Source organism: Variovorax raffinosi (assembly GCF_051216615.1).
Lineage (GTDB): Bacteria > Pseudomonadota > Gammaproteobacteria > Burkholderiales > Burkholderiaceae_C > Variovorax.
Genome location: NZ_JBPJZR010000004.1, coordinates 387,048 through 408,518, shown reverse-complemented (window position 1 = coordinate 408,518; position 21,471 = coordinate 387,048). Strand labels below are relative to the sequence as shown.

General features: G+C 66.3%; 23 protein-coding genes. 14 read left to right on the top strand and 9 right to left on the bottom strand.

Features of this window, described 5'->3' with window-relative positions:
* Positions 1 to 12: 12 nt before the first annotated feature.
* From ACSFB7_RS16070 to ACSFB7_RS16040, 7 genes are all read right to left on the bottom strand, one after another.
* Entirely contained in the window at positions 13 to 939 is a 927-nt protein-coding gene (locus ACSFB7_RS16070; RefSeq protein ID WP_435471737.1) for a ParA family protein, read from the bottom strand.
* Between the two features lie 19 nt (positions 940 to 958).
* Positions 959 to 1,573 (bottom strand): LysE family transporter, encoded by a 615-nt coding sequence (locus ACSFB7_RS16065; protein WP_435471735.1) that lies wholly within the window; start codon positions 1,571 to 1,573, stop codon positions 959 to 961.
* 114 nt (positions 1,574 to 1,687) lie between these two features.
* Positions 1,688 to 2,329: a 16S rRNA (guanine(527)-N(7))-methyltransferase RsmG gene (gene rsmG / locus ACSFB7_RS16060; protein ID WP_435471733.1), complete on the bottom strand. Its 642-nt coding sequence runs from the start codon at positions 2,327 to 2,329 to the stop codon at positions 1,688 to 1,690.
* A complete protein-coding gene (mnmG, locus tag ACSFB7_RS16055; RefSeq protein ID WP_435471731.1) occupies positions 2,326 to 4,284 on the bottom strand; it encodes a tRNA uridine-5-carboxymethylaminomethyl(34) synthesis enzyme MnmG in 1,959 nt (652 codons plus the stop codon). The genes rsmG and mnmG overlap by 4 nt, the downstream gene beginning before the upstream one ends.
* Positions 4,285 to 4,459: 175 nt before the next feature.
* On the bottom strand, positions 4,460 to 5,347 hold the full coding sequence (locus tag ACSFB7_RS16050) for a transglutaminase-like domain-containing protein (RefSeq protein WP_435471729.1): 888 nt from the start codon (positions 5,345 to 5,347) through the stop codon (positions 4,460 to 4,462).
* A gap of 15 nt (positions 5,348 to 5,362) precedes the next feature.
* Positions 5,363 to 5,503: a hypothetical protein gene (locus ACSFB7_RS16045; protein ID WP_435471727.1), complete on the bottom strand. Its 141-nt coding sequence runs from the start codon at positions 5,501 to 5,503 to the stop codon at positions 5,363 to 5,365.
* An 8-nt stretch (positions 5,504 to 5,511) separates the two neighbouring features.
* Entirely contained in the window at positions 5,512 to 5,697 is a 186-nt protein-coding gene (locus ACSFB7_RS16040; RefSeq protein WP_013538518.1) for a DUF1328 family protein, read from the bottom strand.
* 180 nt (positions 5,698 to 5,877) lie between these two features.
* Here ACSFB7_RS16040 and gstA point away from each other — a divergent pair, with 180 nt between their 5' ends.
* The 11 genes from gstA (at position 5,878) to gloA2 (ending at position 16,740) form a co-directional block, all read left to right on the top strand.
* On the top strand, positions 5,878 to 6,486 hold the full coding sequence (gene gstA, locus ACSFB7_RS16035; protein WP_435471725.1) for a glutathione transferase GstA: 609 nt from the start codon (positions 5,878 to 5,880) through the stop codon (positions 6,484 to 6,486).
* 113 nt (positions 6,487 to 6,599) lie between these two features.
* Positions 6,600 to 7,853: a CaiB/BaiF CoA transferase family protein gene (locus tag ACSFB7_RS16030; RefSeq protein ID WP_435471723.1), complete on the top strand. Its 1,254-nt coding sequence runs from the start codon at positions 6,600 to 6,602 to the stop codon at positions 7,851 to 7,853.
* On the top strand, positions 7,853 to 8,689 hold the full coding sequence (locus ACSFB7_RS16025) for an enoyl-CoA hydratase/isomerase family protein (RefSeq protein ID WP_435471721.1): 837 nt from the start codon (positions 7,853 to 7,855) through the stop codon (positions 8,687 to 8,689). Before ACSFB7_RS16030 ends, ACSFB7_RS16025 begins: the two co-directional genes overlap by 1 nt.
* A gap of 16 nt (positions 8,690 to 8,705) precedes the next feature.
* On the top strand, positions 8,706 to 9,491 hold the full coding sequence (locus tag ACSFB7_RS16020; protein ID WP_435471719.1) for an enoyl-CoA hydratase/isomerase family protein: 786 nt from the start codon (positions 8,706 to 8,708) through the stop codon (positions 9,489 to 9,491).
* Positions 9,488 to 11,320, top strand: coding sequence for an acyclic terpene utilization AtuA family protein (locus tag ACSFB7_RS16015; RefSeq protein WP_435471717.1), 1,833 nt, complete (start codon positions 9,488 to 9,490; stop codon positions 11,318 to 11,320). The genes ACSFB7_RS16020 and ACSFB7_RS16015 overlap by 4 nt, the downstream gene beginning before the upstream one ends.
* Complete coding sequence (locus ACSFB7_RS16010; protein WP_435471715.1) at positions 11,317 to 12,315, top strand: Bug family tripartite tricarboxylate transporter substrate binding protein; 999 nt, start codon at positions 11,317 to 11,319, stop codon at positions 12,313 to 12,315. Before ACSFB7_RS16015 ends, ACSFB7_RS16010 begins: the two co-directional genes overlap by 4 nt.
* A gap of 259 nt (positions 12,316 to 12,574) precedes the next feature.
* Positions 12,575 to 13,399 (top strand): GntR family transcriptional regulator, encoded by an 825-nt coding sequence (locus ACSFB7_RS16005; protein ID WP_435471713.1) that lies wholly within the window; start codon positions 12,575 to 12,577, stop codon positions 13,397 to 13,399.
* An 84-nt stretch (positions 13,400 to 13,483) separates the two neighbouring features.
* Complete coding sequence (locus ACSFB7_RS16000; RefSeq protein ID WP_435471711.1) at positions 13,484 to 14,587, top strand: alkene reductase; 1,104 nt, start codon at positions 13,484 to 13,486, stop codon at positions 14,585 to 14,587.
* A 100-nt stretch (positions 14,588 to 14,687) separates the two neighbouring features.
* Positions 14,688 to 15,173 (top strand): RidA family protein, encoded by a 486-nt coding sequence (locus ACSFB7_RS15995; RefSeq protein WP_435471709.1) that lies wholly within the window; start codon positions 14,688 to 14,690, stop codon positions 15,171 to 15,173.
* A complete protein-coding gene (locus ACSFB7_RS15990) occupies positions 15,170 to 15,631 on the top strand; it encodes a GNAT family N-acetyltransferase (RefSeq protein WP_435471707.1) in 462 nt (153 codons plus the stop codon). Before ACSFB7_RS15995 ends, ACSFB7_RS15990 begins: the two co-directional genes overlap by 4 nt.
* 359 nt (positions 15,632 to 15,990) lie before the next feature.
* Entirely contained in the window at positions 15,991 to 16,740 is a 750-nt protein-coding gene (gloA2, locus tag ACSFB7_RS15985; RefSeq protein WP_435471705.1) for an SMU1112c/YaeR family gloxylase I-like metalloprotein, read from the top strand.
* 10 nt (positions 16,741 to 16,750) lie between these two features.
* On the opposite strand, the gene ACSFB7_RS15980 is transcribed toward gloA2, so the two are convergent.
* Together ACSFB7_RS15980 and ACSFB7_RS15975 are read right to left on the bottom strand one after the other, a co-directional pair.
* Entirely contained in the window at positions 16,751 to 18,145 is a 1,395-nt protein-coding gene (locus ACSFB7_RS15980; protein ID WP_435471703.1) for a sensor histidine kinase, read from the bottom strand.
* Positions 18,146 to 18,152: 7 nt separating this feature from the next.
* Entirely contained in the window at positions 18,153 to 18,842 is a 690-nt protein-coding gene (locus tag ACSFB7_RS15975) for a response regulator transcription factor (protein WP_435471701.1), read from the bottom strand.
* Positions 18,843 to 18,978: 136 nt separating this feature from the next.
* On the opposite strand from ACSFB7_RS15975, the gene ACSFB7_RS15970 reads away from it, so the two are divergent.
* The 3 genes from ACSFB7_RS15970 to ACSFB7_RS15960 are packed head-to-tail and all read left to right on the top strand — an operon-like array spanning position 18,979 to position 21,460.
* Positions 18,979 to 19,839, top strand: a complete 861-nt coding sequence (locus ACSFB7_RS15970; protein WP_435471699.1) for an alpha/beta hydrolase — start codon at positions 18,979 to 18,981, stop codon at positions 19,837 to 19,839.
* Positions 19,840 to 19,874: 35 nt separating this feature from the next.
* A complete protein-coding gene (locus tag ACSFB7_RS15965; RefSeq protein ID WP_435471697.1) occupies positions 19,875 to 20,180 on the top strand; it encodes a phosphopantetheine-binding protein in 306 nt (101 codons plus the stop codon).
* A complete protein-coding gene (locus ACSFB7_RS15960; RefSeq protein WP_435471695.1) occupies positions 20,177 to 21,460 on the top strand; it encodes a beta-ketoacyl-[acyl-carrier-protein] synthase family protein in 1,284 nt (427 codons plus the stop codon). Before ACSFB7_RS15965 ends, ACSFB7_RS15960 begins: the two co-directional genes overlap by 4 nt.
* The last annotated feature ends 11 nt before the right edge of the window (positions 21,461 to 21,471 follow it).

The following is a 21,471-nucleotide window of genomic DNA, read 5'->3' as shown; positions in this document are numbered from 1 at the left end:
ATAAGGCAAGCGTCAGGCGTTGTTTTGGCTGGTCGAATCGGCCGCTGGCGCAGCAGCAACTGCCGGCGCGAGGACGTCTTCGGGAATGGGCAGGTCCGGTGCCATGCGCTCGACAGGCGCAATCGGCGGCGCCACCGCGCCCGAAGCAAAGGCACTTGCCGGCGGCATCTTCTCGATCAGCTCCTGCGCAAAGGCAATGAAAGCCTGGCTGCCACGCGCCGCCGGATCGAACACCACGCCCGGCAGGCCGTAGCTCGGTGCTTCGGCCAGGCGCACGTTGCGCGGGATCACGGTGTCGAACACCTTGTCGCCGAAGTGGGACTTGAGCTGCTCGCTCACCTGCTGCTGCAGCGTGATGCGCGGATCGAACATCACGCGCAGCAGGCCGATGATCTGCAGGTTCTTGTTGAGGTTGGCGTGCACCTGCTTGATGGTGTTGACCAGGTCGGTCAGCCCTTCGAGCGCGAAGTACTCGCACTGCATCGGCACGATCACGCCATGGGCGGCGCACAGGCCATTCAGCGTGAGCATGCTCAGGGACGGCGGGCAGTCGATCAGGATGAAGTCGTACTCGGCGCCGACGGCGGCCAGCGCGGTGCGCAGGCGCTTCTCGCGGCGGTCGATGGCGACCATTTCGACTTCGGCACCGGCCAGTTCGCGGTTGGCGCCCAGCACGTCGTAGCCGCAACCGCCCTCCACCAGCTTGTCGGCCTTCACCCGCGCCTCGGCCACGGAGGCCGACTCGAGCAGCACGTCGTACACCGTCAGCTCCAGCTGGCGCTTGTCGATGCCCGAACCCATGGTCGCATTGCCCTGGGGATCGAGGTCGATCATCAGCACACGCTGGCCGACCTTGGCCAGGCCTGCGGCGAGATTGACGGTGGTGGTGGTCTTGCCGACGCCGCCCTTTTGGTTGGCGATGCAGAAAATCTTGGCCATGTCGTCGGGTTCTACGGGTTCAGCGAGTGATCGCGAGCTTGATGCCGAAGGCGATCAGGAAGGTGCCGGCCAGCTTTTCGAGCGTGGTCGAGATGCGGGGATTGGCGCGGATGCGCTCGGCCAGGAAGTGCGTGAGCAGCGTCGAAGTCAGGCCGTACAGGAAGGTCAGCGTCGCGATCGTGAGTGCCATCACGCCGAAGGTGATCAGGCCCTGGTGACGGGCCGGGTCGACGAACAGCGGGAAAAAAGCCATGTAGAACACGATCGCCTTGGGGTTCAGCAAGGTGATCGTGAAAGCCTGCCGCATGAAATGGCTCGGCTTGATGTTGAGGATGGGCGCCGCACCCGGCTTGGCCAGCAGCATCTTGATGCCCAGCCATGCCAGATAGGCCGCGCCCAGCCACTGAACCGCCTTGAATGCCGCCGGGTAAGCGACCATCACAGCCGACACGCCGGCCACCGCAGCCCACAAAAGGCACTGGTCGCCAAAGATCACCCCGGCCGTCGCGGCCAGTCCGCCTCGAATGCCACCTTTGCTGGTCGACGTGATCAGCGCAAGATTGCCCGGACCGGGAATCAGGAGGAACAGGACGATGGCGGCGACGAAAGCGCCGTAGTCAGCGATGCCGAACATGGATTTGCCTCGAAAAAGAGAGCCAAGGGGGAGCTGTCGAGTCTAAGCGAGGCCAACGCCGCGAGGGCTGTTCCGGGGCGCGCTTTTGCCGGCGCAGCCCCTTCTATTTGCAGCTCAGGTCGCTTCTTTGCGCGCCCAGACGATGCAGCGCTCGGCGTCCAGGCCCGGAACCGTCAGTTGTTCCACGTGAAACACAGCCACGCCCTTGGGCAAAACAGCGAGTTCGTCGCTGGGCATCTTGCCCTTCATGGCGAGCCAGACACCGCCGGGCGCGAGCAGATGGACCGAGCCGTTGAAGAAGTCCGGCAGCGAGGCGAAGGCGCGAGAGCTGACAACCTCATAGCTGCCGGCCAGGGATTCGACCCGTGCGTGCAGGCCTCGAAGGTTCGGCATCTCCAGTTCAACCGCCACTTGCTGGACGAACGCGGCCTTCTTGGCCACGGCATCCAGGCAGCTCACCTCGATGTCGGGCCGCATGATCGCGATGACCACGCCGGGCAGGCCGCCGCCCGAACCCACGTCGAGCAGCCTCCCCTTCCCCGGCCACTCGCGCTGCAGCGGCGCCACGGCGGCGAGGCTGTCGAGCAGATGGTGCGTCATCACGCCCGCTGGGTCGCGCACGGCCGTGAGGTTGTAGACCTTGTTCCACTTCAGCATCAAGGTGCCGTAGGCCAGCAGTTGGTTCGCTTGATGGTCGGACAGGGCCACGCCCAGGGCGGCTGCGCCTGCGCGCAGCGTGTCGATAGGCATCGTCATTGTGCAGATTGCGGCTCGGTGGCAGCTTCCGTGGCGGCGTCGCGGGCGAAGGCTTTATGGCCGCCCTTGCGCAGATGAATCATCAAGAGAGAGATGGCGGCAGGGGTCACGCCCGAAATGCGGGAAGCCAGGCCCAGGGTTTCGGGGCGATGCTTGTCCAGCTTCTGGCGCACTTCAAAGCTCAGCGCCTTGACCTGTCCGTAGTCGAAGTCGTCCGGCAGGCGCAGGTTTTCAAAGTGCGCGGCACGCTCCACTTCATCGTGCTGGCGCTCGATGTAGCCGGAGTACTTGGCCGAAATCTCGATCTGCTCGATCTCGGTTTCGGTCAGCGCCGTCTGGGCGCCGTACTTGCCGCCGTCCAGGGACATCAGCTTTTCGTAGTTCACGTCGGGCCGGCGCAGCAGGTCGGCCAGGTTGTATTCGTGCTCGATGACCTTGCCCAGCACCCGCTCAGACTCGGCGGCCGGCAGGTTGCGGGGGTTCACCCAGATCGATTGGAGGCGCTGTGTTTCACGTGAAACAGCATCGCGCTTGCGGCTGAAAGCGTCCCAGCGTGCGTCGTCCACCAGGCCCAACTTGCGCCCTGCTTCGGTCAATCGCATGTCGGCGTTGTCCTCGCGCAGTTGCAGCCGGAACTCGGCGCGGCTCGTGAACATGCGGTACGGCTCGGTCACGCCCTTGGTGATGAGGTCGTCGACCAGCACGCCCAGGTAGGCTTCGTCGCGACGCGGCAGCCAGGCGTCTTCACCACGGCATTGCAGTGCGGCGTTGATGCCCGCGAACAGCCCTTGGGCCGCCGCCTCTTCATAGCCGGTCGTGCCGTTGATCTGCCCGGCGAAGAACAGGCCCTTGACCGAGCGGGTCTCGAAGCTGCTCTTCAGCTCGCGCGGATCGAAGTAGTCGTACTCGATCGCGTAGCCCGGTCGCAGGATGTGCGCGTTTTCCAGCCCGGCCATCGAGCGCACCAACTGAAGCTGAATGTCGAACGGCAGGCTGGTCGAGATGCCGTTGGGGTAGTACTCGTTGGTCGTCAGGCCTTCGGGTTCCAGGAAGATCTGGTGGCTTTCCTTGTCGGCGAAGCGGTTGATCTTGTCTTCGACGCTCGGGCAGTAGCGCGGACCGACGCCGTCGATCTTGCCGGTGAACATCGGGCTGCGGTCGAAGCCGGAGCGAATGATGTCGTGCGTGCGCGCGTTGGTGTGGGTGATCCAGCAGGCCATCTGCTGCGGATGCATGTCGGTCCGGCCCATGAAGCTGAACACGGGCATCGGCCCTGCCCCACCCGGCATGCCGTCACCCGGCTGCTCGGTGCACTTCGAAAAATCGATGCTGCGGCCGTCGAGCCGTGGCGGCGTGCCGGTCTTGAGGCGGCCTTGCGGCAGCTTCAGTTCCTTCAGGCGAGCCGACAGGCTGATGGCCGGCGGATCGCCCGCACGCCCGGCCTGGTAGTTGTCGAGGCCGACGTGGATGCGGCCATCGAGAAAAGTACCGGCGGTCAGCACCACTGTGCGTGCACGAAAAGCAATGCCGACCTGCGTGATGGCGCCGACCACGCGATCGCCCTCGACCATCAGGTCATCGACCGCTTGCTGGAACAGGCTCAGGTTTGGCTGGTTCTCCAGGCGATGACGGATCGCCGCCTTGTACAGAACGCGGTCTGCCTGCGCGCGGGTCGCACGCACGGCCGGGCCCTTGCTCGAATTGAGAATGCGGAACTGGATGCCGGCTTCATCGGTGGCAATCGCCATCGCGCCGCCGAGTGCATCGACCTCCTTCACCAGATGGCCCTTGCCGATACCGCCGATCGACGGGTTGCAGCTCATCTGGCCCAGCGTTTCGATGTTGTGGGAGAGCAGCAGCGTCTTGGCGCCCATGCGCGCGGCGGCGAGCGCGGCTTCGGTGCCGGCATGGCCACCGCCGACGACGATCACGTCGAATTCTTCGGGGTACAGCATTTGAAAAGAGGGCGCACAACTGACGCGTGCGCGGCGCAAAAGGGGGCGCTAATTTTAATCGTCGATGCCGCTTTGCGCCGCCTGTGTGGACAAGCTAGAGGGGCTTGCCAAATCAAGCCGTAACGCTCGTGTGTATTGGATAGTTTGCTATATATTTAATAGCAAACTACCCGCATCAGGCGGCCGTCTGCGCCACTTGCACCACCGGCACGGGCTTCTCGATGCCCAGCAGCGCGCCCGTTGGCGGCGGCGCCTTCGGGGGCGCAGGGCTTTCATCCTGCAGCTCGCGCACCACCAGCTTCTTGTCCGTCATGCGCACGTTGCCGAAGATCGTGCAGAAGGCCACGTCCTTCGCGTCGCGCCCGGTGCCCACGCGCACCAGCCGGTCGACCGGCGCCATGCGCGTCGCATCGAACAGCACCCACTGCCCGCCGAGCCATGCCTCGAACACCGCGTGGAAATCCTGCGGCGGTTCATCGAACCACACATAGCCCACCACCAGCCGCGCCGGAATGTTGAGCGCGCGGCAGAAGGTGATGCCCAGGTGCGCGAAGTCGCGGCACACGCCCGCGCGTTCCACGAAGACTTCGCGCGCAGTGGTGGTCGAGTCGCTGCTGCCCGGCTCGTAGGCAATGCTTTCGTGAATCCAGTCGACGATCGCCTGCACGCGGCCGATGCCCGGCGGCAGTTCGCCGAAGAGCTGCTGCGCGCAACGCGACATCAGGTCCGACTCGCAGTAGCGCGTGGGCATCATGTAGTGCAGCACCTCGTCGGGCACCTCGCTGACCGGCACCTCACGCAAGTCGATCGGCACGGCCACATGCGCGCGCTGCACGCTGGCCTTGTAGCGGATCTTCAGCGGCCCCGGCTGCGCATCGAAGCGGATGAAGCGGTTGCCGCTGGACTCATCGCAGAACACCTGCATCTCCGTGGGCGGCTCGATGCTCAGCACCTCGCTCACCACGGCCTGCGCGCCCGAGCGCGCGGCTTCGATGTTGAGCAGCATGTGGGCCGGCGCGACCACCTCGTAGTCGAGCTGCGCGTCAATGTGGGACAGGTGCATGGCAAAGATCTTTCTTCAGGCCCGTCGTCGACGGGAGCGGGGTTCATCGGGCAATTGCCAATGGCTCTGCGTGACCAGCAGCACCCGCAGCACGCGGTGCGCGGGGCTTTGCAGCAGCAGCCCGAGCGAGCGCGCCCGCGGCCACTTCGGTTTCACGCGCAGCATCAGTCCAGCGCTTTTTTCACCGCGCCCACGCCGAGGGCCGCAAGCACCACGAACAGCACGGCAAGCACCAGGAACAGGCCGAACAGCAGCTTTGCAATGCCTGCCGCACCGGCGGCCACGCCACCGAAACCGAGCAGGCCGGCCACCAACGAAATCACCGCAAAAATGATCGCGTACTTCAACATTCCAGGACTCCTTCAGCAGGCCTCGCCCACCGTGCCGGCAGCTTAGAAAGCCGCCGCCGCCGCGCTGATAGTCACCCTGCGCAAGCAGCCGTAGGACAAAAACGCGATGCTTCCAAACCCGATAGCATCCGCTTCGGTTCCAAAAATCCAACCTCGACAACATCCATTGGAGTTCTTCGCATGAAGCTGTATTACTCGCCCGGCGCCTGCTCGCTCTCGCCCCACATCGCCCTGCATGAAGCAGGCATTGCCGTCGAGCCGGTGCTGGCCAGCACCAAGAGCCACAAGCTGCAAGACGGCACCGACTACTACGGCATCAACCCGCTGGGCTACGTGCCCATGCTCGAGCTGGACGACGGCACGCGCCTGCGCGAAGGCCCGGCCATCCTGCAATACATTGCCGACCTGGCACCCACCAAGAACCTGGCGCCCGCCGCCGGCACGCTGCAACGCTACCGCCTGCAGGAATGGCTGACCTTCATCGGCACCGAGATCCACAAGGGTTTCAGCCCGCTGTTCAACCCCGCCATGCCCGAAGACGCCAAGACCATCTTCAAGGACAAGCTGGCCTCGCGCTTCAAGTGGCTCGACAACGAACTGGCCGACAAGCAGTACCTGATGGGCGAGAACTTCAGCGTGGCCGACGGCTACCTGTTCACCGTGACCAACTGGACCAAGCCCACCGGCGTGGACATCTCCAGCTACCCCAACCTGCTGGCCTGGCACGCACGCGTGGGCGCCCGCCCGGCCGTTCAGGAAGCAATGAAGGCAGAAGGCCTGCTGAAGTAAGCCAAAGCGCTCCGATCCGAGGGAAAACCCGGATCGATTCAGCCACAAGCCGCCTTGCGCGGCTTTTCTTTCGCCTCATAAACTCTATAAATAGAACTTTAGAGATTGGGCCGATGTCTTCCTCTTCTTCCAACTCCCCGCACCCGGGCGGCGACGAAACCGGCGCACGCGGCCCGCTCACCGGCGTGCGGGTCATCGACATCACGACCATCTTCATGGGCCCTTCGGCCACGCAGATGCTCGGCGACCTCGGCGCCGACGTGATCAAGGTCGAATCGCCCGAAGGCGACGTGGTGCGCGGCATCGGCGCGCAGGGCCACCAGAAGATGGGCCCGCTGTTCCTGGGCATGAACCGCAACAAGCGCAGCATCGCGCTGGATCTGAAATCGCCCGATGGCCGCGCCGCGCTGATCGACCTCGTGCGCGACGCCGATGTGCTGACCTACAACGTGCGCCCGCAGGCCATGGAACGCCTGGGCCTGGGCTACGAGGCGCTTGCCGCCATCAACCCGCGCCTGCTCTACGTCGGCATGTTCGGTTTCTCGCAGCGCGGGCGCCACGCCGCCAGCGCCGCCTTCGACGACCTCATCCAGGCCGCCTGCGCCCTGCCCCAGGCCATGGCCATGGGCAGCGCCGACGGCACGCCGCGCTACATGCCCATCACCATCGCCGACCGCTCCGTGGGCCTCTATGCCTTCGGCGTGATCAGCGCCGCGCTCTACGGCCGCGAGCGCACCGGGCGCGGCCAGCGCATCGACGTGCCGATGTTCGAGACCATGGTGCCGCAGGTGCTGGGCGACCACCTCTACAACCAGACCTTCGTGCCGCCGCAGGGCGACTTCGGTTACCCGCGCCTGCTCTCGCCCGAACGCCGCCCCTACAGGACGCTCGACGGCCACGTCTGCTGCCTGATCTACACCGACCTGCAGTGGCGCGCCTTCCTCGCAGCCATCGGCCAACCGGCGCTGTTCGACACCGACCCGCGCTTTGCCGACATCCGCGTGCGCACGCGGCACATCGACGCGCTCTACGCGATGGTCGGCGAGGCGCTGGCCACGCGCACCACCGCCGAGTGCCAAGCGCTGCTGGGCGGCACCGACATCCCCGTCTTTCCGATGCACACCTTCGACACGCTGCTGGACGACGCCCACCTGCAGGACATCGGCTTCTTCAGCGAGATGGAGCACCCCGACGTCGGCCGCATCCGCCAGATGGCCGTGCCCAGCGAATGGTCCGGCACGCCGCCGGGCCGCGCCACGCCGCCGCCGCGCGTGGGCCAGCACAGCCGCGAAGTGCTGCGCGAAGCCGGCTACGACGACGCGCGCATCGACGCCCTCATTCACAACGGCGCCGTGCGCGCATCCTGATGACCACCACTTCCTCTTCTTTCATCGCCTGCGACATCGACGGCCACGTTGCCACCATCGCGCTCAACCGGCCCGAGCGCCGCAACGCCTTCGACCTCGAAATGCGCGCGCAGATGTTCGATGCGATCCGTGGCGCGGTAGACAACCCGCAGGTGCGCGCCATCGTCCTCACCGGACGCGGCGGCCACTTCTGCGCGGGCGGCGACGTCAAGGGCATGCGCGAGATCGAACGCCTCGAAGCCGCTGCGGGTCGCCTTCGCATGAAGGACGCACAGGCCGGCATGCGCCTGCTGATGCAGAGCGACAAGCCCGTCATCGCGGCCGTCGAGGGCTGTGCCTACGGCGGTGGCTTCGGCCTTGCGCTGGCGGCCGACCTCGTGCTCGCCGCACCGAGCGCGCGCTTTTGCATGTCGTTCATGAAGGTCGGCCTCGTGCCCGACTGCGGCTCGCTCTTCACGCTCGCGCGCAGCGTGGGCCTGAACCGCGCCAAGGCATTGATGCTGTCCGCACGCGAACTCGATGCGCAGACGGCGATGGACTGGGGCATCGTCCACGAAGTCATCGCCGCCGACGCACTGCTGCCGCACGCGCAGGCCATAGCCGCCGCACTGGCGAACGGCCCCGCCACCGCCATCGCGCTCACCAAGCAGGGCCTGCAACGCACGCACGACAGCGACATGGACGCGATGTTCGAGTTCGAAGCCATGGCCCAAGGCCTCGCCTTCACGACCGATGACCACCGCCAGGCCATCGACGACTTCACGCAACGCAGGCCAGCACGCTTCCAGTGGCCCGCCACGCCCGCGACTTCTTCCTCTCCCTCCTCTATTTCTTGAACCAAGGACCCGCCGCATGACCGACACCGCTCCTGCCACCACCGAACTGCGCGAGGAAATGCGCGGGTCCGTGTTGTGGCTCACCATCGACCGCGAAGAGCGCCGCAACGCCATCAGCCCCGGCGTGCTCGCGGGCCTGTCCGCCGCGCTCGCACGGGCCAACACCGACACCGCCGTGCGCGCCGTCGTCATCACCGGCGCCGGTACAAAAGCCTTCTGCGCGGGCGCCGACCTGCAAAGCGGCAGCGCCTTCAAGTTCGACTATTCGCAGCCCTACCAGGGCTTCGCGAACCTCTTCCGCCAGGCGAAGCAATCGACCGTGCCGCTGATCGCGCGCGTCAACGGCGCCTGCATGGCCGGCGGCATGGGCATCATGGGCATGTGCGACATGGCGGTGGCCAGCAGCCAAGCCGTGTTCGGTTTGCCCGAGGTCAAGGTCGGCCTCTTCCCCGCGCAGGTGCTCAGCGTGCTCGGCGGCCTGCTGCCGCGCCGCGTGCTGTCCGAGATGTGCATCACCGGCGAGCCCATCGCCGCCGCGCAGGCACTCGAACACGGCCTCGTCAACCGCGTGAGCGACGACGTCGATGAAAGCGTGGACTGGCTGCTCGGCCGCATGCTCGACAAGTCGCCCGCCGCCATCCGCCGCGGCCTCTACACGATGAAGAAGATCGAGGCCATGGCCTTTGAAGAATCGATGGCCTTCACCGAAAGCCAGATCGCCCTCTTCGCCCTCACCGAAGACGCGACCGAAGGCCAACTCGCCTTCCGCGAAAAGCGCAAGCCGCAATGGAGTGGCCGATGAACAGCAGCAACACAAACAACAACAAGGACCGCGTCGTCCGCATCGGCGGCGCATCGGGCTTCTGGGGCGACAGCAGCGTGGGCGCGCCGCAGCTCGTGGCCAGCGGGCAGATCGACTACCTCGTGTTCGACTATCTCGCCGAACTCACCATGTCGATCCTTGCGGGCGCGCGGCTCAAGAAGCCCGAGCTGGGCTATGCCACCGACTTCGTGTCGGTCGCTATGAAGGCCGTGCTCAAGGACGTCGTGAAGCAAGGCATCCGCGTCGTGAGCAATGCGGGCGGCGTCAATCCGCAAGGCTGCGCAGATGCATTGGCCGCGCTCGCGGCAGAGCAAGGCATCACACTGAAGATCGCCGTGGTGAGCGGCGATGACGTGTCGCCGCTGCTGCCCGAACTGCGTCAATCGCAACCACCGGTGCGCGAGTTGCAGAGCGGCACGGCCTTACCCGAACGTGTGCTCACCGCCAACGCTTATCTCGGCGCACGCCCCGTACAAGCCGCGCTCGACGCCGGCGCACAGGTGGTCATCACCGGCCGTTGTGTCGACTCCGCCGTCACGCTCGGCGTGCTGATGCACGAGTTCGGCTGGCAGCCCGGCGACCATGACTTGCTGGCGGCAGGCAGCCTCGCGGGCCACATCATCGAATGCGGCTGCCAGGCCACAGGCGGCCTGCACACCGACTGGGACACCGTGCCCGACTGGCCCAACATCGGCTACCCCATCGTCGAATGCAAGGCCGACGGCAGCTTCGTCGTCACCAAGCCCGCAGGCACCGGCGGCAAGCTCACGCCCGCGGTGGTGGGCGAGCAACTGCTCTACGAAATCGGCGACCCCGCCGCCTACCTGCTGCCCGACGTGGTGGCCGACTTCACGCAGGTGCGCATCGCGCAGGCCGGCGAACATCGCGTGGCCGTGCAAGGCGCGCGCGGCCGCGCACCGACCGCGACCTACAAGGTCTGCGCCACGTATGTGGAAGGCTTCAAGACGGCCGCGCAGCTCACCATCGTGGGCTTCGATGCGGTGGCGAAAGCCAGGCGCACCGGCGAGGCCATCCTTGCGCGCACGGGCACGCTGTTCGCGCAGTACGGATTCGGCCCTTACAGCGGCACACAACTCGAAGTGCTCGGCGCCGAGTCCTGCTACGGACCCCACGCACAAGCCACGCAAGCGCGTGAAGCCATCTTGCGGCTCGCGGTGACGCATCAGCGCAAGGAGGCACTGGAACTCTTCGCGCGCGAGGTCGCGCCGGCCGGCACCTCATGGGCACCGGGCACCACCGGATCGGGCGGCGGACGTGCATCGGTGTCGCCATCGATACGGCAGTACGCCTTCCTGCTCGACAAGGGCCGCGTGCAGGCACGCGTCACGCTCGATGGCGCGCCTGTCGATGTGCCGCAGACACAGGCTGCATCGAACAACGACGCACCACGCGCAACGAACGCAGCAGCGCCCGCGGCAACCGCCGCATCAGTCGACACCGCCGACAGCATCGAAGTCCCACTGATCCGCCTCGCATGGGCACGCAGCGGCGACAAGGGCGACACCTCGAACATCGGCGTCATCGCGCGCCACCCTGCCTTGCTGCCACTGCTGCGCGAACAACTCACCGAGGCGCGTGTTGCCGAATGGCTCGCGCATCTGGTGAAGGGCCGCGTCACGCGCTACGACGTGCCTGGCATCGACGCCTTCAACTTCGTCTGCGAACAGGCGCTCGGCGGCGGTGGCATGGCGTCGCTGCGCAACGACCCGCTCGGCAAGGGCATGGGGCAGATCCTGCTCGCGGTGCCGGTGCGCGTGAGCACCGCACTGCTCGCGTTGTTGCCATGAACACCGCGCACCTTCAGCGACGCAGGCTCGTGCTCGGTGGCGCCGCTGCTGCTGCCGCAACGCTCGGTGCGCCACTTCATGCCTTCGCGCAACCGGCATGGCCCACCAAGCCCATCCGCCTCATCGTCTCCTTCAGCACAGGCAGCGGCAACGACACCATCGCGCGCGAACTCGCGATCGCCATGACGCAGAGCTTGGGCCAGAGCGTGGTGGTGGAAAACCGTGGTGGCGGAGGCGGCGTGATCGGCACCGAAGCAGTCGCCAAGGCCACGCCCGATGGCTACACCATCGGCCTGGGCACCAGCTCGCAGTTGGTGATGAACGTGGGCCTGTACCGCTCGCTGCCTTTCGATGTCGAGAAAGACCTGCACGCCATCGGCCTCGTCTCGCGCACGCCGCTCGTGCTGGTGGGCAGCGCGGACATGCCCGGCACGCTGAAGGAACTCATCGCCCTCGCAAAGGCCAAACCCGACCAGGTCAGCTACGGGTCGGGCGGCCCGGGTTCCATCAGCCACATCGTCGGCGAAGCCTTCGCCAAGGCCGCGGGCGTGCAACTGCTGCACGTGCCCTACAAGGGCAATGGCGCCGCGCTGGTCGACTTGTCGGGTGGTCATGTGCAGTTGCTGTTCGACGGCCTGATCTCGACCGCGCCGCTCGCCAAACAGGGCAAGCTGAAGATGCTCGCGATCTCGGGCAACAAGCGCAGCCCGATGGCTCCCACATTGCCGACCTTCGCCGAGCAGGGCCTGCACGACTACGAGGCCTACACGTGGAACGACCTGATGGCCCCCGCCGGCACGCCACCCGAGGTGCTAGCCAAACTCAACACTGCGTTGAACCAGGCGCTCGCATTGCCGGCCGTACAGGCGCGGCTCGCGCAAGGTGCATCGGACCCGCTCGGGCCGACCACGCCCACGCAGGCCGAGGCTTATGGCCGTGCCGAACGCGCGCGATGGGTACCATTCATCCGCTCGCTGCACATCGACAATCCATAGGATGAAGCCCTGCTCTTTTGTTCGTCGCGTTGTGTTTGTTGTGCGTCTTTCGGGGCGCTGCTGTTCAGGGCGGTTGTTGATCGCGGGATCACCAGCAGCGTGTCCATGTGCGAATGACACCAGGTGCTCCCCGCAGCGAAATAAAGGAGGAGCGAAGCGGGGGACATTCGCGGAGGGGAGCTCCTGGTGTCATTCGCACTCGCCCTGAATGAACCCGAACCCACAACACAACAACAACGCGCAGTAGAAGAAAACCGACATGACCCTCTCCGCCCCGTCTTCCCTCGCTTCGCCTTCACCCCTGGGCGGAGAACACGGCGCGGGCGTCACCCAGTACCTGCAGCTCGCCAGCGTCCTGCGCCACCGCATCACCCACGGTGAACTGCAAAGCGGCCAACAACTGCCGACCGTCGCGCAACTCGCCACCGACTACAAGCTCGCAAGAGTCACCGTGCGACAAGCCTACGGCGTGCTGGCGCGCGAAGGCCTCATCACCAGCCAGCGCGGACGCGGCACCTTCGTTTCCACACTGCCCTCTTCCGGCGCCGACCCGCTGCTGCGCAACGCCATCAACGACCCGCGCGCCCGCGACATCCGCTTCGACATCCTCGAACAACGCCGCCAGCAACCGCTGCCCGAAGGCCTCGCACGCGGCGGCGCCACGTATCCCGACTACGCCTTCATCCGCAAGATCCACGTGCACGGCGGCGAGCCCTTCTGCCTCGTCGAGATCCACGTCGCCTCGGAAATCCACGCGCTCTTTCCGCCCGATGGCGAACAGCGCCACAAGATCGCCTACCTGCTCGACGAATACGCCGCCGACCGCATGCACAAGGTGCAACAGACGCTCACCGTCGCCCCCGCCGACCTGCTGCTCGCACAGTACCTGCACTGCTCCTTCGCCACGCCCATCGCCCACATGGAGCGCCGCATCTTCGACACCCAGGGCCGCATCGCGCTCGCCGGGCGCTTCTGGTACCGCGGCGACCGCTTCGTGTCCGACGTCGAAATGCCCTTCGACACCTGGGCCAACTACCACGGCGCATTGATCCCCGAGGCGCTGGCGCTCCCGCCGAACGCCTAGCACCAACCGGACAACCCCGTCACAGCAGGGTTGAGGCCCCGGGCTTAGCCTTCGGCCTGTTTTCACTTTCTTTACTCTCACACGATGTCAACCCTCTTCGACCCCGTACAGGCCGGCGACCTGAAGCTCGCCAACCGCATCGTGATGGCGCCGCTGACGCGCAACCGCTCGCCCAACGCGATTCCGCCCGACATCGCCGCCACCTACTACGGCCAGCGCGCCTCGGCCGGCCTGCTGATCACCGAAGCCACCGCCATCAGCCATCAGGGCCAGGGCTATGCCGACGTGCCGGGCCTCTACGGCACCGAGCAACTGGACGCCTGGAAGCACGTGACCGATGCCGTGCACGCCAAGGGCGGCAAGATCGTCGTGCAGCTGTGGCACGTGGGCCGCGTCTCGCACACCGAACTGCAACCCGATGGCGGAAAGCCCGTCGCGCCTTCGGCCATCACCGCCAAGACCAAGACCGTGCTCATCAAGGACGGCGTGCCGACCTTCGTCGAGACCTCCGAGCCGCGCGCGCTCGACGCCGGTGAACTGCCCGGCATCGTCCACGCCTATGCCGTCGCGGCCCGCAGCGCGGTCGAGACCGCCGGCTTCGACGGCGTCGAAGTCCACGGCGCCAACGGCTACCTGCTCGACCAGTTCCTCAAAGACGGCAGCAACAAGCGCACCGACGACTACGGCGGCTCCATCGAGAACCGCGCCCGCCTGCTGCTCGAAGCCACGCGCGCCGTGGTCGACGCCATCGGCGGCGGCAAGACCGGCATCCGCCTGTCGCCCGTCACGCCCGCCAACGACGTGCACGACAGCAACCCGCAGCCGCTCTTCACCTACGTGGTCAAGCAGCTCGCCAAGCTCAACCTGGCCTACATCCACATCATCGAAGGCGCCACCGGCGGCCCGCGTGAAATCGAAGACCGCCCCTTCGACTACGAAGCCCTCAAGGCCGCATACCGCGAAGCCGGTGGCAAGGGCGCATGGATGGTCAACAACGGCTACGACCGCCCGCTGGCGGAAGAAGCGCTCAAGGAAGGCGACGACCTCGTGGCCTTCGGCAAGCCCTTCATCTCCAACCCCGACCTCGTGCGCCGCCTGCGCGAGAACGCACCGCTGAACGAGCTGGACAAGGCCACGATGTACGGCGGCGGCGCGAAGGGCTACACGGACTATCCAGCACTGGCCTGACAGGGCCTTGCAGTGCTGCCCAGGCGCTGCTGCGGATGTGAAATGGGCCATGGCAAGATGCGGCGACGCATCCATCTTCCAATCGAAGAGAAAGAACGTCATGGCCCGCATCGCGCAACGACTGGCCGCACTCGGCCTCGTGCTCCCGCCCACCATCACGCCGCCACCCGGCGTGGTGTTGCCTTTCCAGTTCGTGCGCGTGGCCGGCAGCCGTGCATTGATCTCGGGCCACGGCCCGCTCAACGCCGACGGCACCATCGCCGCGCCGCTGGGCAAACTGGGCCGTGAAGTCAGCGTCGAACAGGGCTACACAGCCGCACGCCTGACCGCACTGGCAATGCTCGGCAGCCTGCAACGCGCACTCGGCGATCTCGACCGCATCACCGCATGGACGCGCGTGTTCGGCATGGTCGCTTCGGCACCGGGCTTCGACAAACAGCCGGCTGTCATCAACGGTTTTTCAGACCTCATCCTCGAACTCTTCGGCCCCGACATCGGCGCGCATGCGCGCAGTGCCGTGGGTATGGCGGAGTTGCCGTTCAACATCCCGGTCGAGATCGAAGCCGAGGTGGAGTTCGCGGCATGAGCACTGCCGCGTGGACCTTGCGGCGTGCGGAGGCCGCCGATGCCGATGCGGTTGCCGCATGCGCCATCGAAGCCTTCCGCATCTACATTCCGCGCCTGGGCCTCACACCCATTCCGATGACGAAGGACTACGGCGCGGCCATCGCCAATGCACAGGTCTGGATCGCCACGCAACAGCAAGAGGTCGTGGCCGCACTGGTGCTCGACATCACCGACGAAGGCTTTCTGATCGACGTCATTGCCGTGTTGCCGCAGCATCAGGGTACGGGTGTCGGCCGCGCGCTGCTCGAACTGGCGGAGCGCGAAGCACTGCGGCAAGGACACGACTCGATCTACCTGTTCACCAATGAGAAGATGACGGAGAACCGCGCGCTCTACGAACGCATCGGCTATGTGGAATACAAGCGGCTCGTGCTTGAACAACGTACCCGCGTTTTTCTGCGCAAGCGGCTGGGATGAGTCCTTGTCTTTTCGTTCGTCGCGTTGTGTTTGGCGCTGCTGCTGTTCAGGGCGACGCTCACGCCGACACGGTGCTCTTTTTCGCGAATGTCCCCCGCTTCGCTCCTCCTTTATTTCGCGAAAAAGAGCCCCGTATCGGCGCGAGCGTTGGACAGAGCAATTGTTGATCAGCGGTTCACCAGCAGCGTGCCCCAGTGCGAATGGCACCAGGTGCTCCCCGCAGCGAAATAAAGGAGGAGCGAAGCGGGGGACATTCGCGGAGGGGAGCTCCTGGTGTCATTCGCACTCGCCCTGAATGAACCCGAGCCCGATCCCAAGCCCACAACAAAGCGATAGAGCCAACTGAGATGAACACCGCGATGCAGCTGAACAGAATCCACCACGTAGCCATCATCTGCGCCGACTACGCGGTGTCGAAGCGCTTCTACACAGAGGTTCTGGGCCTGCGGGTCGTCGCTGAAAACTACCGCGCCGCACGCGATTCATACAAGCTCGACCTGGCGTTGCCCGACGGCTCGCAGATCGAACTCTTCTCTTTTCCCGATGCACCCACGCGCCTCACGCGACCCGAGGCACAGGGCTTGCGCCACCTGTCCTTCGAGGTCCACGACGTACAGGCCGCAGCCAACGAACTGGCCGCACAAGGCATCGCAGTCGACCCACTGCGCACCGACGAATTCACCAGCCGGCGCTTCACCTTCTTCGCCGATCCTGACGGCCTGCCGCTCGAACTCTACGAAGCCGCACCGCTCGAAAATCTCGATGCATTGCTGCTGAAACTCGAAGGCGACCTGCATCTTCGCGAGGTGCGTGCAAGCGCCACACGGCTCGAAGAACTGCTCGAAGACGACTTCCAGGAGATCGGCATTTCGGGCATCGCATGGACCCGACCGGCCATCATCGAAGCCCTGCGCGATGAAGCTTTTTCAGAGCGCACGATGACCGACTTTCGCGTGCACCGCATCGCCTCCGATGTGGCGCTGGTCACCTACCGCGTACACCGCAAGGCCATTGCTGAACGGCCTTCGGCGGACTCGCTGCGCAGCTCGCTGTGGCGGCAACGGCTTGGCCGCTGGCGCATGGCGTTCCATCAGGGAACACCGCTTTGAGCACTGGCCGCTAAGGCACTTCTCCGAACGCCACGCTTACGCGCAGCCCTGTTGGCTCCGCTGCATCGAGCCGCAGCTCCGCGCCCAACAGCTCGGCGTAGCGCGACACGATCGACAGCCCAAGGCCCGAGCCCTGCCCCAGCTTTTCACCGGCGGGCCCTTGCGCCCATCGCTGCATCAGGTCGCGCTGCGCTTCGAGTGGAATGCCGGGGCCGTCGTCGATCACGCTCAGTGTCTGGCCTGCCAGTTCCACCGTGATCGTGCGGCCGCCATAACGCAGCGCGTTGTCGATCAGGTTGTCGAGGATGCCTTCGACGAGCGCTTCGTTCGCATGCACCACCACCGGGTCGTCCAGGCCACGCGCGCCCAGGTCGACACCGCGCGCATCCGCGCGTGCCAGGTGGCGCAGCACCGTCTGCTCGGCCAGCACGTCGAGTCGCACCGGCACACGGTCCAGGCCCGTGCGCGCCTCTTCAGCCAGCGCCAACGCAAGCAACTGGTCGATGAGGTGGCTCGCGCGCGACTGCCGCTCCGACACGCGTTCGAGCTGCTCGCGCCAGACCTTCGCGTCATGCTGCGCCAGTCCGTATTCGGCCAGCGCGCGAATGCCCGCGAGTGGCGTGCGCAGTTCATGCGCTACGTTGCCCACGAACTCGCGCTGCGCCTGCAGGCTCTGTCCCAGCCTGTCGAACAACGAATTGACCGCATTGCCCAGGCGCTGCAGCTCGCGCGAGGTCTGCGCCACCGTCACCGGCGACAGGTCGCGCACATCGCGCCGGTCAAGAGCGCGCTGCAATTCGGCCAGCGGCCGCAGGTCGCTGCGGATGCCGTACCAGAGCCACACCGCGAGCAACAACAACAACAGGATCTGCGGTGCCAGCGCATAGCCGAGCAGTTGCCGCACCAGCGCCGTCCGGCTCAGCGTGGTCTGCGCCACCACCACGCGGTAGGGCATGCTGAGGTCGGGCTCCGCATCGTGTTCGAGCACCACTGCGCGCAACACGCTGCCTTCGTATTCCACGTCGGAAAAGCGATAGCGCAAGCCGTCGACCGGCAGGGGCGCCTGCAGTCCGGCCTGGCCCGAGATCAGCGTGCCGTCGAGCCGCTGCACCGCGAAGTACACCTTGTCGACCTGGTCGAAGAGCACGGTCGCCACTTCGCGCGGCGTCAACAGCAGTTCGATGCCGCGCTCGCCCGCCTGCACGTTGGCCGACAGCGCATAGGCGTCGTCGAGCATGCCGCGATCGAAAGCCTGTTCCGAAAAATAGTTGGCGATGACCAGCGCGATGACGGCACCTACAGTCCACGTGAGCGCCAGCGGCACCAGCACGTTGCGCAGCACGCGCCGCGTGAGCGACGGTGCCTGTCGCAGCTTTCCGAGGGGCTGTTCGATCGACTCGGTCACGCGCGAATCACACGTCGGCTTCGAGCAGGTAGCCGATGCCGCGCAGCGTGCGGATGGTTGCGCCGGTGCCGAGCAGCTTCTTGCGCAGGCGCGAGATGAAAGCCTCGAGCGCGTTGTCGCCGAGCGATTCGTCGAAGCTCGAGAGCTTGTCGGACAGCGCGCGCTTGCTGACCGTGCGGCCCGGCGGGCTCATCAGTTCCCACAGCACCTCGAACTCGCGCGCCGGCAGGTCGAGCGGACCGCCCGTGGTGGAGAAGCGCCGCGCCTTGCGATCGAGCTTGAGCTGGCCCAGCAGCACGATGTCTTCGGTGCCCTTGGCGCGGCGCACCAATGCACGCAGGCGAGCTTCGACCTCGGCCAGGTCGAAGGGCTTGCCCAGGTAGTCGTCGGCGCCGGCATCGAGGCCGGCAATGCGCTCTTCGGTGCGGCCGCGCGCGGTGAGCACCAGCACCGGCGTGCGGTCGCCGCGTGCACGCGCCTGTCGCAAGGCGGTGAGGCCACTGGCCAGGCCGCTGGTGGGGCTTGCGGTGGCGGGCAGGTTGAGATCGAGCAGCACCGCGTCGAAGGGCTGCACGCGCCAAAGGTGGTCGGCATCTTCGACGTTGGTCGACACATCGACCCGATGGCCTGCATCCGCGAGACTGCGCAGCATCACATCGCGCAGTACGGCGTCATCTTCGACAAGCAGAATTCGCATGGTAATTGTGTGGTTGGGGTAATCTGCCCTTACGAATGACGGGTCAGCAGCCGGTCAGTCGCTCCAGCGATAAACGCAACATGAGCATACGACAGCAATATGAAACACGGGCCATTTTCATGGCCGGCGCCACACGATGAGTGCGCGCGAACCCTCCGATCTGTTGAGTGTGGTGCCTTCCGAGGTGCAACGCACCGCCGTGGTCCTGCTGCATGGTTTATGCAGCACGCCTGACGAGTTGCTGACCGTGCAGTCCGCACTGCGCAGCCGCGGTTATCCGGTGCACCCGCTGTCGATCGAGGGTTACTCGTTCGATGCCAACGCGCCGCTGCAACACGCCGCACCGTACGAACGCTGGCTCGACGTCATCCAGGCCCAGGTCAAGGCGCTGCGCGCGCAGCACGACCGCGTGGTGCTCATCGGCATTTCCGCCGGCTCCTCGCTCGCGCTGGGCGCGGCCATCCGCTGCGGCAAGGACATCGACGCGCTGGTGCTCATGTCGACCACGCTGCGCTTTGACGGCTGGGCCATTCCGCGCACGCAGTTCCTGCTGCCGCTGGCCTTCTACACGCCGCTCGGACGCCTCTGGCAATACCGCGAACGCCCGCCCTACGGCGTGAAGAACGAACGCGTGCGGGCCTGGATCGAGCGCGAGCTGCGCCACCGCAAGGTCTCGCGCGCCGGCAGCTCGGTGATCGGCGTGGGCCACCTGCGCGAACACGACCGGCTGATCCGCCACGTGCGCCGCAACCTCAACAGCGTGCAATGCGACAACGTGCTCGCACTGCATGCCCAGCAGGACGAGGTGGCCAGCGTGGCCAATCTCGACATCCTGGCGCGCGGCCTTCGCTGCCGCGCATTCCGCACCGTGGTGGTGGCCAACAGCTACCACATGATCACGATCGACAACGACCGCCAGCAGGTCGTTCGCGAAACAGTGTCTTTCGCCGATGCAGTGGCGCATGGCACGATGCCTGAGCATCCCCTGTACGCCTGACCCGGCCCGAACCCGACTGAAAGGAAAACATCCCCATGTCTTCTTCCGATTCCACTTCGCCCACCTTCAACAGCATCGCGACGATTCTCGAGACCGACTTCAAGGTCGAGCGCTCGGCCATCTCGCCTGCCACCGCGCTGTCCGACCTCGGTCTCGATTCGCTCGCGCTGATGGAATTCGTCTTCGCCGTCGAAGACGCATTCCACCTGCGCATTCCCGAAGACCGCCTCGATCCGCGCGAAGCCGGCATCACGCTGCAACGCCTGTGCGAAGTGATCGACACCGAAAGCAGCGGCGCTGCTGCCGTCCCTTCCACCCAGACCGCCGAAGCCCACGCATGAGCAGCGGAGCCGCCCACGCCGTGCTCGCCGCTTCTGCTGCGCGCGCCGCATCCACGCCGGTGCGCGTGAGCGGTCTCGGTTTCATCACGCCCATCGGCCGCACCGTCGAAGCCTTCGACGAAGCCCTGTTCGCCGGCCGTTCCGCCGTGCGTGCGCAGACGCTCGAGATCAAGGGCATGGACCCGATGCAGCTGGCCGTTGCCGCCTGCGATTTCGAATCGAACGGCGTGCGCAGCACCTCGCGCCTGCCGCTGGACCGCGGCACCGCCATGGCCCTGGCCGCCGCGCAAGACGCCGCCGCCGAAGCCAAGCTCGACCTGGACAGCATCGACCGCGATCGCCTCGGCATCTACTGGGGCAGCGGCCTGGCCGGCGCCGGCACCTTCGACAACACCACCAGCGCGCTCTACGGCGAACAGCGCCGCATGCGCCCGACCACCGTGCTCACCGTCATGCCCAACGCGGCGGTGGCAGAGCTGGCATTGCACTTCGGCGCACGCGGCGCAGCCATTGCCTACGCCTGTGCCTGCGCCTCCTCGGCCGTGGCCATCGGCGAAGCCATGCGCGCCATTCGCGGCGGCTGGATCGACGTGGCCATCGTCGGCGGCCATGACGCCATGCTCACGCCCGGCGTGATGGCGAGCTGGCACGCCATGCGCGTGATGGCACCGCCGCCGGCCGATGCGCCGTCGTCCGCCTGCCGCCCCTTCTCGGGCGACCGCGCCGGCTTTGCCATCGGCGAAGGCGCTGCCGCGCTGGTGCTCGAATCGGAAGCGCATGCGCTGGCACGCGGCGCCGACGCCGCGCCCTTCATGCTCGCGGGCTACGCCACCAACTGCGACGGCACGCACATCACCAACCCCGATGCGGGCGGCCAGGTGCGCGCCATGCGCGCCGCCCTGCGCGATGCGGGCATCGAGGCCTCGGACATCGGCCACATCAACGCGCACGGCACGGCCACGTCGGCCGGCGATGCCGCCGAAGCCGCATCGATCCGCGAAGTGTTCGGCAAGGGCGCGCCCGTGAGCGCCACCAAGGCCATCCACGGCCACGTGCTCGGCGGCGGCGGTGCCATCGAGCTGATTGCAGCGCTGCGCGCGCTGGCACGCGAGGCCCTGCCTCCCATCGCCAACCTGCAGACGCCCGATGCGGCTTTCGATCTCGACTTCGTCCAGGGCGAGGCGCGCCAGGCCAAGGGCATCCGTTACGCGCTGTCCAATTCCTTCGCTTTCGGCGGCACCAACGCGGTCATCGTGGCCGGTCGCGCGTCCGAACGCTGAAGATTCGCTGA